Source organism: Erysipelothrix amsterdamensis (assembly GCF_940143175.1).
GTDB classification, from domain to species: Bacteria; Bacillota_I; Bacilli_A; order Erysipelotrichales; family Erysipelotrichaceae; genus Erysipelothrix; species Erysipelothrix amsterdamensis.
In genome coordinates this window covers 592,221-609,716 of record NZ_OW659496.1, presented here as the reverse complement: position 1 = coordinate 609,716, position 17,496 = coordinate 592,221, and the positions used below count along the sequence as shown (strand labels likewise).

At 37.6% G+C, this 17,496-nt stretch carries 14 protein-coding genes and 1 other annotated feature; all 14 genes read right to left on the bottom strand.

Annotated features, from left to right (window positions below):
- Positions 1–24 precede the first annotated feature (24 nt).
- The 14 genes from aspS to mraZ all read right to left on the bottom strand — a co-directional run bounded on the left by aspS (position 25) and on the right by mraZ (position 17,451).
- Entirely contained in the window at positions 25–1,776 is a 1,752-nt protein-coding gene (gene aspS, locus NMG63_RS02875) for an aspartate--tRNA ligase (protein ID WP_254007428.1), read from the bottom strand.
- Positions 1,776–3,056, bottom strand: a complete 1,281-nt coding sequence (hisS, locus tag NMG63_RS02870) for a histidine--tRNA ligase (protein WP_254007427.1) — start codon at positions 3,054–3,056, stop codon at positions 1,776–1,778. The genes aspS and hisS overlap by 1 nt, the downstream gene beginning before the upstream one ends.
- Before the next feature lie 33 nt (positions 3,057–3,089).
- Positions 3,090–3,274, bottom strand: a binding site (T-box leader).
- A gap of 33 nt (positions 3,275–3,307) precedes the next feature.
- On the bottom strand, positions 3,308–5,506 hold the full coding sequence (locus NMG63_RS02865; protein WP_254007426.1) for a RelA/SpoT family protein: 2,199 nt from the start codon (positions 5,504–5,506) through the stop codon (positions 3,308–3,310).
- Positions 5,507–5,550: 44 nt separating this feature from the next.
- Positions 5,551–6,063 (bottom strand): adenine phosphoribosyltransferase, encoded by a 513-nt coding sequence (locus tag NMG63_RS02860; protein ID WP_003773173.1) that lies wholly within the window; start codon positions 6,061–6,063, stop codon positions 5,551–5,553.
- Between the two features lie 30 nt (positions 6,064–6,093).
- The gene (locus tag NMG63_RS02855) at positions 6,094–7,725 is read right to left on the bottom strand and encodes an Ig-like domain-containing protein (protein WP_254007425.1); all 1,632 of its coding nucleotides are present in this window, start codon (positions 7,723–7,725) and stop codon (positions 6,094–6,096) included.
- A gap of 38 nt (positions 7,726–7,763) precedes the next feature.
- Positions 7,764–9,305, bottom strand: a complete 1,542-nt coding sequence (locus NMG63_RS02850) for a single-stranded-DNA-specific exonuclease RecJ (protein WP_254007424.1) — start codon at positions 9,303–9,305, stop codon at positions 7,764–7,766.
- Positions 9,289–11,001 carry a hypothetical protein gene (locus NMG63_RS02845; protein WP_254007423.1) on the bottom strand — a complete coding sequence of 571 codons (1,713 nt, stop codon included), beginning with the start codon at positions 10,999–11,001 and terminating at the stop codon, positions 9,289–9,291. The genes NMG63_RS02850 and NMG63_RS02845 overlap by 17 nt, the downstream gene beginning before the upstream one ends.
- Positions 10,998–11,285: a post-transcriptional regulator gene (locus NMG63_RS02840; RefSeq protein ID WP_003773168.1), complete on the bottom strand. Its 288-nt coding sequence runs from the start codon at positions 11,283–11,285 to the stop codon at positions 10,998–11,000. Before NMG63_RS02840 ends, NMG63_RS02845 begins: the two co-directional genes overlap by 4 nt.
- A gap of 60 nt (positions 11,286–11,345) precedes the next feature.
- A complete protein-coding gene (gene murD / locus NMG63_RS02835) occupies positions 11,346–12,620 on the bottom strand; it encodes a UDP-N-acetylmuramoyl-L-alanine--D-glutamate ligase (RefSeq protein ID WP_254007422.1) in 1,275 nt (424 codons plus the stop codon).
- A gap of 1 nt (position 12,621) precedes the next feature.
- Positions 12,622–13,584: a phospho-N-acetylmuramoyl-pentapeptide-transferase gene (mraY, locus tag NMG63_RS02830; RefSeq protein WP_254007421.1), complete on the bottom strand. Its 963-nt coding sequence runs from the start codon at positions 13,582–13,584 to the stop codon at positions 12,622–12,624.
- A 39-nt stretch (positions 13,585–13,623) separates the two neighbouring features.
- Complete coding sequence (locus NMG63_RS02825; RefSeq protein WP_254007420.1) at positions 13,624–15,804, bottom strand: penicillin-binding protein; 2,181 nt, start codon at positions 15,802–15,804, stop codon at positions 13,624–13,626.
- Between the two features lie 2 nt (positions 15,805–15,806).
- Positions 15,807–16,109, bottom strand: a complete 303-nt coding sequence (locus NMG63_RS02820) for an FtsB/FtsL family cell division protein (RefSeq protein WP_003773162.1) — start codon at positions 16,107–16,109, stop codon at positions 15,807–15,809.
- 2 nt (positions 16,110–16,111) lie between these two features.
- Complete coding sequence (rsmH, locus tag NMG63_RS02815) at positions 16,112–17,023, bottom strand: 16S rRNA (cytosine(1402)-N(4))-methyltransferase RsmH (protein ID WP_254007419.1); 912 nt, start codon at positions 17,021–17,023, stop codon at positions 16,112–16,114.
- Positions 17,023–17,451: a division/cell wall cluster transcriptional repressor MraZ gene (gene mraZ, locus NMG63_RS02810; RefSeq protein WP_254007418.1), complete on the bottom strand. Its 429-nt coding sequence runs from the start codon at positions 17,449–17,451 to the stop codon at positions 17,023–17,025. The genes rsmH and mraZ overlap by 1 nt, the downstream gene beginning before the upstream one ends.
- Positions 17,452–17,496: the final 45 nt, after the last annotated feature.

Genomic DNA, 17,496 nt, shown 5'->3' with positions numbered 1-17,496 from the left:
AAAGCACCGTAAGGTGCTTTTACATTATTCAGATTCTTTTTTCTTATGAACGATTTCCAAATGCAATTCTTCAAGTTGTTTATCAACTGCAGGTGAAGGAGCGTTTGTTAATGGGCAACGCGCTGATGCATTTTTAGGGAACGCAATAACATCACGAATTGTATCCGAGTGCGTTAACGCCATTGCAAATCGATCCAAGCCAAATGCGATTCCACCATGAGGTGGTGTACCGTATTTAAAGGCATCCACAAAGAAACCAAAACGTTTTTTAATTTGTTCCGGTGTGAAACCAATAATTTCAAACATTTGTTCTTGTAATTCTTGGCGGTAAATACGCATCGAACCACCAGCAATTTCAAATCCATTTAATACAAGGTCGTAAGCTTGCGCAATGACTTTGAGTGGATCTGTATCAAGAAGTTTTTCATCCTCTTCGCGTGGTGCTGTAAATGGATGGTGACGTGCAATAATAACATCTTCGTCCATTTCAAACATTGGGAAATCCACAACCCAGCAATACGCAAAGGTATTTTCAGGAATGAGATTGTAATCCTTAGCAAGTTGAAGTCGTAATGCACCAACAGCAGTACAGGTGTTCTCCCACATACCACTACCAATAAATACAACATCACCAACTTCTAGATCATATTCCTGAATCATTTGAATACGTTCTTGTTCATCAATAAATTTCGCGGCGCCACCGGCGAAACCTTCTTCTTCAACTTTCAAGACTACCAAACCTTTTAATCCGTTTTTCTTTACAAGATCAGTATATTTGTCCATTACTTTACGTGTCATCGATTCTGCTTGTCCTTTAAGTACAAGACCTTTTAAGACACCACCCTCTTTAAGGGTATCACTGAACACTTTAAATTCACTTAGCATAAAAATTCGATTAAAATCTTGTAAATACATTTCAAAACGCATATCCGGTTTATCAGATCCATAAACATTCAATGCATCTTCAAAACGAATTTGAGGAATGCGAGGTTTTTCAAGACTTAAAACATTGACCATTACATTATCGACAACTTCTTCCACAAGACTCATAAATTGTTGTTGATCCAAGAAGGATGCTTCAATGTCGACTTGAGTAAAGTCAAGCTGACGGTCAGCTCGTAAATCCTCATCACGGAAGCAACGAGCCACTTGATAGTAACGTTCTAGACCACCAATCATAAGCAGTTGCTTAAAAATTTGTGGTGATTGCGCAAGCGCATAAAACTCTCCCTCATGGACACGTGATGGTACAAGATATTCGCGAGCCCCTTCAGGTGTAGATTTTGTAAGCATTGGTGTTTCAACATCAATAAATCCCATTTCATCAAGGGTACGACGCATCTCGGTAACGATACGTGCGCGTGTAATCAATTTATTTTGCATTACCGGACGACGCAAATCAAGATAACGATACTTTAGACGTGTCTCTTCCAATGCATCCGTTTCATCCGCAATAATCATCGGTGTTTGTGCTGCTTTGTTAATGATTTTGACTTCGCTTACTTCGATTTCAATATCTCCAGTAGCCATCTTAGGGTTTTTATCCTGACGTTCACGAACGGTACCACTTACCGAAATAACAAATTCATTTTTTAATTCTTGAACAATTGGATATTCATCATGATTCACCACTAATTGAATCAAACCACTTCGGTCTCTTAAATCAATAAAATTAATGGAACCAAAGTTACGACGCTTCGCAACCCAACCAACCAGTTCCACATGTTCTCCAACATGCTCAATTCTTAACATTCCATTATGATGTGTTCTTTCCATTATTTAGCTCCAATCCACTTTCTAACCTGTTCCACGACATCGTCGTGTGCCACACGACATTGTTCTTGTGTTTCAATATTTTTTAAAGTTACGACATTTTCCGCAACTTCATCACTACCACAAATCATCGCAATCTTCGCATTAAAGCGATCAACTTGCTTAAATTGTGCTTTCATGGATTTGTTGTAGTAATCCATATCAGCATCATAACCTGCTTCACGCAAGGTTTCGATCATTTTAAACATTGAGCCATTTGCTTCATGTCCTAAAGGCATTCCAAATACATCAATACGATCTTCGGTATCAAATTCGACACCCGCTAAATCTGCATAGAGTAGAAGGCGTTCAAGACCCATCGCAAATCCAATTGCATCTACTGAAGGCCCCCCAAAATATTCTACAAGCTTACTGTATCGTCCACCTGCGAAAATTGTTGACTGAGATGCCGCTTTAGGATCTGTAGAAATAAGTTCATAGACTGTGTGGTGGTAATAATCCAAACCACGTACCAATCGTGAATCAATTTCATAAGCAATCCCTTGTTCATCAAGCGTTCGTTTTAATTCTTCAAAGTATTCTCGTGAAGCATCGTTTAAATAGTCATGATTAATTGGAGCGGTTTTCATCGCTTCATGTTCTTGATCTACTTTACAATCCAACATTCGTAAAGGGTTTTGTTCATAACGACGTTGACAATCTGCACACATCGTATCGAGGTGACCTGCAAAATGATCACGTAATGCCTTTTTATAAGCATCCTGAGATTCTTGATCACCCAAAGTATTAACTACTAATTTAAATTGTGTAATGCCAACTTCTTTCAGAATGTTAATACCCACCAACATCGATTCGATATCGATATACGGATTTGCTTCTCCAAGAAATTCAACACCAAATTGATGGAAAATACGTAAACGTCCTGCTTGAGGTCTTTCATAGCGGAAGTTTGGTGCAATGTAGAAGTAACGTTGCAAAGCGCCTCCTGTTGCGTAAAGTTTATGTTCTACAAAACTACGAACTAAACCTGCAGTTCCCTCCGGTTTAAGGGTCAGTGATCGATTTCCGCGATCTTCAAACGTATACATTTCTTTATTGACGACATCACTACCATCATTTCCACGCGCAAATACATGTGTATGTTCAAAAACTGGTGTACGCATTTCAGTGATATGATATCGATCACACATCTCCCGAGCGATGCGCTCAATGTATTGCCATTTTTTAGCCTCTGCTCCAAAAACATCTTGTGTACCGCGAGGTGCGCGATAATTTTCTGACATAATTCTACCTCCTCTAGTATATAAAAAGGTGCTACCAAGGACGCAAATCGCGTGGTACCACCTTTGTTTTTTACTTAATCTCTTAACGCGAGTCACGACAATTTCTACTGATTCAAAATTGTATCTCCCATGTGTCCCATTCCTTTATTGATATGCTTTTCACCAACCAGCATTTCTCTACAATCAAACCAGAATTTAATCATGATCATTGAATATGATATTACTTTAACACAATCGCACTTTAGATGCAATTACAAAGTGATGCGATCAACACGAATGACACTATCAACTTTTCGTAAATTCGCAATCAATGTTTTTAAGTGATCTGCATCCCGAACAACTGCACGCATCGTCGTTGTAGCATGAATACGGTCTTCATTGATTTCTGAATTAACGGCATTTAAGCGCACTTTGAGTTGAGAAGCGATGGTAATGATATCCGTAAGCAAGAAATTACGATCGGTTGAGAGAATTTGAAGCACAGCTTCGTACTCTCCTTGCTCGTGATTTTCTTCCCATTGAACTTCAATTAGACGTGCGGTTTCATGCGCGATGTTTGGACAGTCCTTACGGTGGACTTTAACACCACTTCCCTTTGTTACATAACCTACAATTTCATCTCCATAAACTGGATTACAACAATTACTCAAGCCAATCATCATCGAATCAATTCCAGATACGCTCACACCTGACTTGCTTGTTGACTTACTTTGTTGGGTCGCACTTCGCGCCACTACTTTCTCAACTTTACTGTTTTCATCATTAAAATTTTTATTAAGATCTAATTTTTCAAAAAGAGCTGGAAATGATAACGATTTTGATGCAATTGCATACATTAAATCATCAAATGAATTCACCGAAAATTGACTGTATACATGTTCAAAGCGTTTGGACGCTTTTAATTCTTTTTCATCAATACCACGACGTTTACACTCATCTTTAAACATCGTTTCACCTTTATCGACAACTTCTTTACGGTTATCCATTTGTTGTTTCAGAAGGAAATTACGAATTTTGTTTCGAGCATGCGTTGTTTGGACAACTTTAAGCCAGTCTTCACTTGGAGTTGATTGCTTTGATGTCTTAACCTGAACAACATCTCCTGTTTTTAAGGGTGTATTTAAGGGTACTAAAGTTCCATTAACGATCGCGCCAACCGTTTGATGACCTACCTCTGTATGAACACGGTAAGCAAAATCAATTGGTGTCGCACCATTGGGTAGTCCGATAACTCGACCTTTCGGTGTCATGACATAAACATTTGCTTCAAAAATATCTTTTTGAAGGACATTCATGTAGTCTTGAGCATTTTCATCAACACCCTCAGTTAGAATGTTGATATCTCTAAACCATGAGAGGCGATCTTCAATTTCTTTTTGATTAGCTTCTTGGTTGGTATTGCCTTCTTTATAACGCCAGTGCGCTGCAACCCCACGCTCCGCGATTTCGTCCATTTGTTTAGTACGGATTTGAACTTCAAAAATCGCACCTTCATCACCGACGATTGTGGTATGTAGGGATTGGTACATATTCATTTTAGGCATAGCAATGTAATCTTTGAGCCGTCCTGGAATCGGACGATAATTCGCATGAATATGTCCCAAGATTTCATAACAATTTAATTCCGTCTCCGTAATAATACGAATCGCAAGCAAATCTAAAATTTCATCAAAACGCTTATGTTTAGTCGTCATTTTTTTATAGATAGAGTAAAGATGCTTGGATCGACCGAAGATATTAAAGCGAATATTATTTTCGAGTAGTAACTCAGCAATATCTTCAATCATCCGCGTAACTTGAGCATCGCGTTCTGCTTTGCGATCATCCACAAGACGCGCAATTTCGTAATATTTATCACGGTGAAGGTAACTAAAACTTAAATCTTCTAATTCATTTTTAATTTCACCAAGACCCAAGCGATGGGCAATCGGTGCATAGACATCCAAGGTCTCTGCAGCAATCTTTTTTTGCTTTTCAGGGTTATGGTATTGGAGGGTTCGCATATTATGAAGACGGTCTACCAATTTAATAAAAATAACCCGAACATCTTTGGCCATCGCAATAAAGATTTTACGATGATTTGCTGCAAGGTACTCTTTTTCATCTTTAAATTCAATATTACCGATTTTTGTAACACTTTCCACAAGCGTTGCGATTTCTTGATTAAACTCCTCCGCAAGTTCTTCTTTACTTACATCACAGTCTTCAATAACATCGTGTAAAAGCCCTGCAGAAATTGTGGTTGGAGACATGCCTAAATTTGAGAGAATATAGCCCACATGTAAAATGTGAACAATATAGGGTTCACCACTTTTACGATATTGACCTGAATGCTTTGCTTCCGCAAACTCATAAGCATGCGTAATTAATTCAATGTTTTCAGGTGATGTAATATATTTTGACGTCTCTTCGAGTATCATATCAAAACTAATATCTTGAAATTGTCTCATCGGCTACCTCCAAATTTGTGAAAAGAACGAAGGGATCTTCGTTCTTAGTATTGCATAATTGTAAAGACTTCATAGCCCTCAAGTTTATCGCGGCCATTTAAATCTTCAAGTTCGATAAGGAATCCACATCCTACAACTTCAGCACCTAATTCTTCAATAAGTGCTACTGAAGCTTCGACGGTTCCACCTGTTGCAAGGAGGTCATCAATAATAAGAACCTTTTGACCAGGTTTCACACCATCTTTATGGATATGAAGTTCATTGGATCCATATTCAAGATCGTATTTATAACTTACCGTTTCACGTGGTAGTTTACCCGGTTTACGAACAGGAACAAAGCCAATATTCATTGCATAAGCTACTGGACATCCGAAAATAAATCCTCGGGATTCAGGTCCGACAATAACATCTGCACCTACCTTGCGGGCAAATCCTTCAAAAAGTCGTGTTGCTTCCGCAAACGCTTCGCCATCTGCCATTAAAGGGGTGATATCTCGAAACTTGATGCCTTCTTTAGGGAAATCATCAATTGTTGCAATATAGTTTTTTAAATCCATAACATCCTCCAAAGTACAATCATTATTATATCATAGTTTTTTCTTTTTCTTGTACTTATTAAAATAGAAAAAACCGCTTCCTCCAACAATTGTCAATACGATGATTAATAAAGAGATGATGATAAAATGATCATCTGTCTTCGCCAGTTTATTAAACGTAATCACGTAGTCATTATTGGTAACTGAAAATTTGAGTCGGTCCTCATTGGATACCGATACTTCTTGATTGGTAAACTCTAATTCGTTTTTATTGGTCCGCTCATAAATAAAGTGCATTTGCGAAAACGTTGACTCAATTAATTTCGCAGATAATTCCACGGTTGTGCCTTCGCCAAATTGAGCTTGATTCGCAAACACCAATTCAAAAGCACGTCCTGATAATTGTTCATACAACGGTGAACGCTCCGTAATCTGAATGATCTTAAATCGTAAATCCACATCATGCGGGTATGAGCCTTGGAAATTGTAGATAATGAGTGGAACATTTCGTTTATCAACTAAGTGAATGGATAAGGTTTTATCCGTCAATGCACTCATTACGGTTTCCGAAACAATAAATGATTCCAAATTAGACATATCTTTTTCGAGTAAAACATCATCGAGGACCAGGATTACTTCCGAATGATCACGCGCTTCAATAAACTTGGTTAGTATCTCATCCGGTAACGTTAAGGCATACTTTTGATTTTCAGACTTACTTAAGTTATCTGTTACAAGTACAAGGCGATCCCCTTCTTCTTTATCAACTTTTAATTTGATAATATCAGCGCCCGATTCCGTTTGCTTGGACTTAACCGTTACTTCTAATTCAGCGTGGTGTTCACCAATCGTTGCGGTAACTTTCGTTTTCCCAATTTTTTTCGCAATTAGACGATCTTCCACAACTTCAACGATGCCATTATCTTCCGAAACATAACTCGCATTCCGGGACGTTGTTGTATCATAAGGCACAAAAATAAGATCTGGAATTTCTACTTCATCTGCCAAAACGATCGTCAGATTAGACGGATTAAACTCGATATCACGTAAGGGAATTGTTACAGTAACTTTTACACTTGATGTAATTGTCCCGATACGCGCTGTGATGGTTGTTGTACCAGCTGATTTTGCTGTCACTTTTCCATTCACAACATCCGCAACCGCTGTATTGTCCGAAGACCAAATAATGCTTTTATCTTTCATAGCATCATTACTTAAGGTATATTCCAACTCATATTCAAAACCGCGGTTAATATACACATCTTCATTTTTAAAATTAATGGTCCCATCAAGAACATTTACTTTAACACTGATTTCTTTCGTATAGATTTCTTCCCCATCCACCGCTACAATCGTAATGATGGATGAACCCTTCGCAAGTGCAGTAATCAAACCTTTTTCCGATACACTTACAATATCTGGATTTTCGCTTTTGAAAGATACCGTCGCTTGTTTACTTAGACCTTCTAAGGTGAAATCAATCTGCATGCTTGAATTTTCATACAGATCATATTTAGCCTGTTTAATTTTTATAGGATCTTTTACAACTTCCGCATCATCTTGCGTCACCGCAACACGACGTGATGTAGGAGGAATCTTATCCGCAATGGGTTGCTTATTAATTTGTGGATTTTGCCCAATACCACTGAGAAGTAATACTGTAGCTAAAAATGTTTTAAACATAACATGCCTCCTATTCAATAGTCCTATCATATCACAAGTTATTCAAAATCTTCCACGAACAATACATTTTTTGAACGACTGTCTAAATCTAAGGTTCCAATTAAACGTCGTGCTGTTTGAAGTTGGTATTTTTGATATTGTTGTGTAAAAAATACTGCTTCATCAAATGAAAAGTTATTAAATGCGTATTTAAAACCATAACCATTGAGGTTGTACAATTGGAAATCACGCGGTATATCAATACTCATTAACGGTAGTTTAAAACCTTCACCAAAGGGTTCAAGCTGACGTAATTGTTCAAGAGCCGTTTTCGTGATCCATGATGGATCAATTGCAAGAACCGATTCACGACGTCCTTCAAATGTACCAAAATCCGAAACAAGCTGGTTCACATCGGATTTAAAATCCTCAAAGGTTGCTTTATTAAGCGTCATTCCATAAGCGAAATCATGCCCACCCATTGCTACAAAGTAATCTGAACGAACTTCTGTAAATATATCTTGTAACGAAAACGTCATACTCCGTGCACTGCCCTTTAGGACATTATCATATTCCGTCAAGACTAAGGTCGGTTTCATGGTTTCTTGAGCTACTTGATTGGCTACAATCCCTAACAACCCTTCATGAAACCGTTTATCGACAATAATTTGGATCGGATCATCATTCACCTGCGTCATCGCAACTTCTTTAAGTGCTTTTCCTTGTTCTTTGCGATAGTCATTCAATTTAAATAACTGTTTCGCATAGGAGGTAATCACCGATTCATCCGTCGTTGTAAAGTACTGAACTAAAGTATTCACATTGGCCAAATCACCCAATCGTCCCACCGTATTAATTTTAGGAATTGCTTGAAACGAAAGCAATTTCGCAGAGTAATGTGTAAAGCGATTACGCTTCACTAATGCATCAAATTGTAAGAACTGATTTTGATTGAGTGCATCAATTCCTTTTCGAACAATTTCTCGGTTTTTACCCCATAAAGGCATAACATCCGCAACCGTTGCAGTACACGCCATCGCAAGCATGTACGCATCCGCAAGCCCCATCGCCTCCGCCACACAGTAGATTAAACCACTTGCACACATCGACGCTTCATAAGGACTGCATACATCCGGATGTAAAAATGCATCTGCCATTACCGGTTCATCAATAATATGATGGTCCACGACGGCTACTTGCATTCCTAAAGACTTCGCATAAGCGATTTCTTCATGTGCCTTAACACCGTTGTCAATAATTAAGACATCCTTATACCCGCGTTCATGGGCCATTGTAATGGTATCTTTAGAAACACCATAACCTTCTTTAAGTCGATTTGGAATATAGTATCCCACTTCAATCTTACATTTTTTTGCTAATAACACCGCAATACTTGTTGAAGAAACACCATCACAATCATAATCGCCACATACAATTAGTTTTGTGGCTGATTGATAAAAACGAATCATCGCATCGATGGCTTCATTTGAAACAATATGATCTGTCGGATCAAACAATTCCTGTAACTGAATATCTGACAAGTGCATTGATTTTAGTGTTTCTTGGACAAGCGGTGATAAAGAATTAAACAAATCGTTCACGTTTTTGTACCCACCTTCTAATTAACCAAGCAATACAGTAAAGAATGATTAACGCTAAGTAAATCGAGAAAATCATCATCATTAAAATCGCAATCATTTCAACCGTTATTGGAACAGGAATAATAATTAGAATAGGCGTTGAAATAATCGCAAACAAAATTACATTAAGCATCAATGAATCCATAAACTCCGATTCAAAGAGATCTAAATTAAAGAATCGATTTAGGGAATATTGTGAACTGTAATAACAGCCAATAATAAGCGGTATTGTCCACACAATATAAACCGTCTCCCTGCTCCACTTAATGTGATAGATCATGGTTAAAAACACAAAGAGTATTGAAGACAGTACGCTTAATATTGGAATTAGAATACTGCGCTTAAACCCAAAAATACAACTAACCATAATCCATGATGCCAAAATAAATACACCCAAGGTTAGATAGAAATCTACATCTTCCAATGGAAATAAATTTTCGTGGGTATCGTAATAGGTCCCCTTAACATTAAATTTTGTTTTCACGCCACGTGCCGCAGCACCCAATTGTTTCGACGTAACATTTTCATCAAAATGAATCCACGTATCGCCTTGTTCAGTTACCTCATAACTTAATTGATTATCAAAGATTCCTACTTCATAAAGCGTAGCTTGTAATTCAAGATAAGCAGTTGAGCGAGCATCATTCATGATGAGAACATTCTGATTCGCAAAATCCCACCCCTTATGTAAATCAATCCCTTTAGGAATCGCAAACAGTGTACTCAAAAGCAAAACCGCAAGCATCACAGAAACTGTATTTTTAAACAGAATATGCGTTGGTTGGGTTATTTTTAAAACATTTATATTTTGAAATTGTACAAAACTCGAAGATTTCGGAATTTTGAGTAAGAATCGTTCAAAAACAAAATTAAATAAGAGAAATTGGATCAAAACGATATAACCTAAGAAAATCATATACCATCCCGTCCGTACAAGACCATAACGGTTCAAGACAACCGCCACAAAACCAAAGATTAGATAGAACGCCGAATGCAACAATGACACACGAATGTGTCGTTTACGGATATCCTGTCGTGATTCCACAACTTCATGCAGCGTCAAACCTTCTGAATCCACTAAATACATCTGCTTCTGATAAACAAGCATCATAAATGAAATCAGTACAGAATACCATAGAGATTTTGTGAATGGATATCCAAATAAAGAAACTAAAAGCAGGGATAACATAACACCAATTACAATCTCCATCCCTGCAATCCACCCAAAAAACCGAAACCTAAAACAGAAATAGCCTGCCGTTAAAGCCATAAATAAAACTAAATATAAACTAATAAAACTCTGAGTGCTGATTAATTTTGTCACTGATCCAAACGTCCCTGTATTCCAAACCACAAGATCTGAAACATGGGCATCAATACTGTTAACTAAATCCGAAATGTTTTCAACACCTGAAAACGATAAAGCATAGTGATTTGAATCAATGACACGTTTACGCCATTCCCGGTTGTTTCGTGTCTGATTCGAAAGAAAATTGTTTAAGCCTGTTCGATCTTTCGTTTCCACAATCAAGCGTACATCATGTCCAAATCCTAAACCCGTATTCAATCTCCCAACCGTCGTAAGTGTCAAAAACCCTACAAGCACGGTAACAATGATTACAATAAACGAAACTCTTAATTCAGCTTTAGTTTTCATTGAATCTCCTCATCCTCAAATAAATTTTGATAGTCTTCAAGAGATGATTTTAACCCATTGATTTTAGACTCAGTTGCAAGCCACCTTACAACATCTTCATCAGTCGTTTTAAAAATATCATCGGCCAATTCACTTAACCGAGTTGGCTCTTTATGACGCCATACATAGGTTGTAAACATGCGGTACAAATCATCATATGAAACGCCTTCTAATCCATTATTATGTATTTGACGAAGTCTTAATGTTAGTAACAATTTAAATTGTTGTGTGTTTTCATCTTTCATACATTCACCTCGTCTCATCACGTATATGATACACGAAAAACGCAAAAGAAAAAACTCTAACTAGAGAGTTTTAACGTATTCTTTAAATATGTTACCACGAATTTCAAAATTTTCAAATTGATCATAACTTGCACATGCGGGTGATAACACAATGATGTCACCGGATGATGCATGAGATTTTGCCTCCATAAAGGCAGTTTTCATGGTATCAACTTTCATCGCAAACGGAAACACTTCACGAATCTGATCCGCACTTTCTCCGAATACAAACAGCATTTTAATGCGATCTTCATAAGGTTTAAGTAAATCAAATGAAATATGCTTATCGAAACCACCTGCGAGTAAAATAATTGGCTTTTCAAAAGCTTGAAGGCAAACTTCCGTAGACTCAGGATTGGTTGCCTTGGAGTCATTGTAATAGCGAACACCATCCACTTCATCGACAAATTCAATACGATGTTCTACACCACGAAACGTATGAATTACATCTTGAATATCATGAAGGCTCACACCTGCTAGAAATGCTAGTGTTGCTGCAAAGGCAGCGTTCATCAGATTATGGGCACCTACAAGTTTTAATGTAGATACTTCAAAAAGTGGAATATCTAGAAAATAGACCCAACCCTCACGAAGACAAATATCCGCGTCGTGAGTCATGGATAAATCATAAACAAGCCCTTGATAATCTTGTGTCAAACGCATGATATTTTGATCATCACAATTTCTAATAAACGTTTTAACATGCGGTAATAGATTTAACTTAGCTTTGTAATAGTCATCGACATGGTCATAACGATCCATGTGATCTGGACTTAAATTCATAAGCGCATACACTTCTGGTGAAAATGTAGGTGTCCCTTCCATTTGAAATGCGGATATCTCTAAAGCAACATCGCGTGGAAGATCCCCATCGCGATAGACAGCTTCACTGAGTGCGTAACCTACATTCCCGGCAAGAAGTGCACTCGAATCTTTTTTTAATAGCATTTCATGAAGACATGTTGTTGTAGTTGTTTTACCATTCGTCCCAGATATCGCGTAAAATTTCGCGTGTTTTGCATAACGAGATGCAATTTCAATCTCATTATAGATGTTTGAAAATTGGGAAACAAGCGGATGATCATTGGGTATCCCCGGATTCTTTATAACGAAGTCGTATGCATCCACAAGACGCATATCTTTATCATCTAAAGAAACGCGAATCCCTAATCCTTCGAGTTCGAAACGTTCTGGAAAGTCTTGATTTGTCGTCAATACTACTTCAAAACCCTCTTTATTAAGAAGACGAGCACATCCAATTCCTGAACGTGCTCCTCCGATAATTAACGCTTTCATATTATGCAATCGCGTTTAATGCTAAACCAATGATTGCGAAGGCTACACCAAGTGCATAGAAGAAATTGACGACATTTTCTTCTTTCCAACCATTGAGCGTAAAACTGTAATGAATCGGTGTATATTTAAATACTTTTTTATGTCTTAACTTCCAAGAAGTACGCTGGATAATGACACATAGTGTTTCAAATACAAAAACACCTCCAACGATCGCTAAAAGAATTTCTTTATTGAGTAAAACGGAAACCCCTGCAAATAAAGCACCTAGCGCAAGCGACCCAACATCACCCATAATAATCTTCGCGGGTTTTCGATTATAAACTAAAAATCCAAGAAGACCACCAATAACCGCTAAAAGAACCATAAACACATCCATACGGTTCAAGGTGTATGCAACAAAAGCAAATGCTGCAAAACCAATAACACTTGTTCCGCTCGCTAAGCCATCCATACCATCCGTTAGATTTACAGCATTTGAAGAGCCTGCAAAGATGAACATTATAAGTGGTAAATAGAACCAACCCAGATCAAGGGGTTCTTTCATAAAAGGAATCGCAAGTTTATTATCGCCACCCATTTTTATATAGATAACATAGAAAATCACAGCAAGTAATAATTGTGACAGCATTTTAACTTTTGGTGAAAGGCCATCATTTTTTCCTTCTTTAACAATTTTATAATCATCAATTAAACCGATAAGTGCATACATTGCATACACACCAATAAGTAAAAGAACTGAGCCATTGAAATTAAAACCGTTAAAGACAAGAGCAACTAAAACAGGAATAATTACAAAAACAAATCCTCCAAATGTTGGTGTTTTTTGTTTATTTTTAAATTCTTCTAGTGCATATTCACTAACTTTTTGTTCCATGTTGCTCTTCTGAAGATAACTAATAAACCTTGGGTAAGCAACAACACTGAGTGCAAATGCTGTTAACATTGCGATAATTCCTACAATCATAATATTTCTCCCTTACATCTTACTTATTATAACAAATTCTTAATTCAGTTTAAGTGAAACCGTATCATCTTTTGTGAAAATTGTTCCAGGAGGGATCGACTGCTCGGTAACATAGCCCGAACCACTCACTTCCGCATTTAAACCTGAGATACTCATAAAACTGAAAATTTCCTTACGTGTCCAGCCTTTAAAATCAGGCATGGTCATATTATGATCACCCGCATAAAGATAGACGCGTTCATTATTGATAACCTGACGGTTAACTTCTGGTTTTTGATTAATTACCGTCTCACCATCACCAATAACAATTGGTTTATATCCCAATGATTCAAGGGATTCTTTTGCTTTAGGAACCGGTGAATTAATGTAATTTTGTAGTTCTTGAACTGTAATTTCATTAATCGATTCTTTACCACCCTCATTGGTCATACCGTAAGTAGCGGCAATCTTATGAAGAACATCCCTAATATAAACCGCTGAATAATCGACATCATGTCCATAATTCGCTTTATATGCAGTATAAACAAGCACTTCAGGATCTTCATAAGGTAAAGCTACAGCACTTGAAAAGTTATAGATTGTCGGTGAATAACCCGGCACCCCTTCCACAACCGTTTGTGCAGTCCCTGTCTTCGCAATCACATTCGTCTCAGGTATATTAAAACGATATCCTGAACCGGTAATATCCACAACGTAACGCATTAAATCTTGAACTTTCTTCGCTGTTTCTTCAGAAAACACCTTTCCAAGATTTTGTGTTTGACCTTTATAAATAACTTCACCCGTTTGGGAGTTTTTAATTTCGTCAATGTAATAAGGTTTCACCATTACCCCGTTATTTAAAACTGAGGTGTATGCTTGAGCGAGTTGCAGAATCGAAGCACTCGAACCTTGACCGAAACCATTACTGATTTTCTCAAGCGGTTCTTGCCATAAATCATACCCTTGCTCTTCAGGTATTTTATCCGTATTTACATTCTTAAAGAATCCAAGTTTATAGAGATAATCATGAAACACTTCCGGATCCAATTTACGAGTCAACAACTCCGCAATCATAACGTTCGAACTTAAGGCATATCCATAGTCATAACGCATTTGACCATAAGTATGTCCCCCTGCGTTGGTAATCGTATGAACACTGCCATCTTCGCTTGGTAAACGGTATGCTTTATTATTCTCAACACCAACATGGAATGGATTGGAATCAAAGGTTTCTTCGTTATTCCATACCCCTTCCTCAATGGCTGCCGCAACCGTAAACGTCTTCATCGTTGAACCCGGTTCGAAAGTACTTTGAGAAACACGGTTTGTAAATCCATTACTAAAGTCTGGGGCATTCGGATCAAAACTTGGTGCATCACCCCACGCTAGAATTTTACCGGTTTTCACTTCCATAACAATTCCCCATGCTTCAGATGCCTTAACACCCGGATCTTGGGTAATGCCAAGCAACGCGCGTTCAAGAGAATCCTGAATTCCACGATCAAGGGTTAACTTCACATCATTACCGTTAATCGGATCTTTACGTTGACCATCATCAAAACGAAGTCTGAAATTATCACGATCATGAGTGTATTGTTCAAATCCATTAGTTCCCTCTAAAATATCATTATAAGCACTTTCCAGTCCCATCTGACCAATTTGGCCTTCTTCCAGTTCATCATATTGAGAATAACCAATCAACTTAGAAGCAAATACCTTTAAAGGATAATTTCGCGTAATAATCTTTTCAAACATAAGTCCAGGAATTCCTGATTCCTCTAAAGCCGTTTTTTGATCTAATGTTAAGTATTTACCGGCATAACCAAATTCAACTTGAAGTGCATCTTGGCTGATAATCTCCAAAACCTTGTCGTACGGGGTTCCAATAACCTCACTAATCACTTTTGCAGCTTTTTCTTTATCATCAATATGCGCAGGCGTCTTGTCAGAATGCATGCGTGATTCATCAAGACTTGCCTGTAAGGTATAGGCTACGAGATCTTGAGCAATGACAGTATCATTGCGATCAACAATCTTACCGCGATTTGCGGGAATTTTACGTTCTACCGTATGAATTCCGTTGATATCATCACGAAAATCCGTACCAGAGTTTAAATGATAACCCAGTACGGAGACAACAAAAACATTGGCACCCACTACAACAAAGAGGAGCGCCATTGTGATTGAAACAATTAAAACTTTATAGTTTGCACTTTTTCGTAACTTCTTCTTTTCCAAATCTAATCACCATGCTTTACGGTCACAACATTATGTGTGTTATCTAATCCCGCTTCTGTTGCAATTGATACAACGCGGTTTGAATCACTTAAATCTTGAATCTCTGCTGTTAATTTTTCATTATTAACATTAATATCTGCTTGTTGTTGTTTGACAACTTGAATTTCTCGTGCAAGACGAGCATTTTCTGAACGAACAAAAATCTGCGTAACAAATGAAAATAATAATGCCATCGTGAATACAAATCCTACAAGTCCACTCCAACGAATTGTTTTCTTTTTTCTTTTAATTACGTGTTTTGCCACAATTATTTCACCCTCTCGATCCCTCTTAAGATTGCACTATGTGCGCGATTATTAAACTCTAATTCTTCTGTAGAGGCCTTGAGTGCCTTTGAAACCAATTTATAATTAAGTACTTGTTCTTCAATTATTGGTAATCTCGGATCAACCTTTTTAGGTTTACCGTAGTTACTGAAGATTCGTTTAACAATTCTATCCTCGATAGAATGGAATGTAATAACAACGACACGGCCACCTGGCTTAATGACATGGACCGCTTGTTCAACTGCATCTTTGACTTCTTCAAACTCATTGTTCACTTCGATACGTAAGGCTTGAAATGTTTTCTTAGCTGGATGTCCTTTTTTTAGATCTTTTCCAGGATAAGAACGTTTTATCAGTTCAACAAGTTCAAATGTTGTTTCTACAGGTCTATTCTCAATAATATTCTTAACAATTCGGCGTGCATAACGCTCATCCGAATTATCTTTAAGAATCTGAACCAATTGTTCTTCTTCATATTCATTGACGACTTCATAAGCACTAAGTGCTTGGGTTTGATCCATACGCATATCCAATCTGCTATCAAAACGATAACTAAATCCACGTTCTGCATCGTCAAACTGTGGTGATGAAACGCCTAAATCAAAAAGTACGCCATCCACTTGATCAATCCCTAACTCATTTAACTTTTCGGTAAGTTGTGTATAACTTCCATGAACCATGGTAACTTTATCCCCGAAAAACTCAAGTCGTTTTGAAGTGCGTTCAATCGCATCCAAATCTTTATCAAATCCAATGAGTCTTCCTGTTGTCAACTGCTTGCAAATCTCATAGCTATGACCACCGGCACCTAATGTTGCATCAACATATATTCCTTCTGGATTAATATTTAATAATTCAATTGTTTCATTAAGCATGACTGATATATGTTTCATTAGAAAAACTCCGTTAGCGATTCTGCTATTTCTTCAAAATTCTCGCTCGCAGCTTCACAGTAATCCGTCCATCGCGTTTGATCCCAAATCTCAACATGATCACTAACGCCAACCACAACACAATTTTTGGTTAACTTTGCTTCCTGAGTTAAATGAGCTGGAATACGAATACGACCTTGTGAATCTAAATCACATTCGGCGGCCTTGGACATGATCATATGTGTATACATACGAACTTCTCGTTTCGTTGATGGCAACTTTTTTAAGTTTTCGTAAACTTGTTGCCATTGTTCAAGTGTGTAAAGTGCGAGGCATCCATCGAGCCAACGCGTAACGATCGTTGCTTCGCCGAGCTCCTCACGGAATTTAGCGGGAACAATGATTCTTCCTTTGGTATCGATATTGTGCTGATATTCTCCAATAAACATTGAATTGTCCCCACTTTCCTCCACTTCTTACCACTTTGTACCACT

Excerpts from the sequence above, each read along its gene's own strand:
- aspS (WP_254007428.1), bottom strand. The coding sequence starts at position 1,776 with ATGGAAAGAACACATCATAATGGAATGTTAAGAATTGAGCATGTTGGA.
- hisS (WP_254007427.1), bottom strand. The coding sequence starts at position 3,056 with ATGTCAGAAAATTATCGCGCACCTCGCGGTACACAAGATGTTTTTGGA.
- NMG63_RS02865 (WP_254007426.1), bottom strand. The coding sequence starts at position 5,506 with ATGAGACAATTTCAAGATATTAGTTTTGATATGATACTCGAAGAGACG.
- NMG63_RS02860 (WP_003773173.1), bottom strand. The coding sequence starts at position 6,063 with ATGGATTTAAAAAACTATATTGCAACAATTGATGATTTCCCTAAAGAA.
- NMG63_RS02855 (WP_254007425.1), bottom strand. The coding sequence starts at position 7,725 with ATGTTTAAAACATTTTTAGCTACAGTATTACTTCTCAGTGGTATTGGG.
- NMG63_RS02845 (WP_254007423.1), bottom strand. The coding sequence starts at position 11,001 with ATGAAAACTAAAGCTGAATTAAGAGTTTCGTTTATTGTAATCATTGTT.
- NMG63_RS02840 (WP_003773168.1), bottom strand. The coding sequence starts at position 11,285 with ATGAAAGATGAAAACACACAACAATTTAAATTGTTACTAACATTAAGA.
- murD (WP_254007422.1), bottom strand. The coding sequence starts at position 12,620 with ATGAAAGCGTTAATTATCGGAGGAGCACGTTCAGGAATTGGATGTGCT.
- mraY (WP_254007421.1), bottom strand. The coding sequence starts at position 13,584 with ATGATTGTAGGAATTATCGCAATGTTAACAGCATTTGCACTCAGTGTT.
- rsmH (WP_254007419.1), bottom strand. The coding sequence starts at position 17,023 with ATGAAACATATATCAGTCATGCTTAATGAAACAATTGAATTATTAAAT.
- mraZ (WP_254007418.1), bottom strand. The coding sequence starts at position 17,451 with ATGTTTATTGGAGAATATCAGCACAATATCGATACCAAAGGAAGAATC.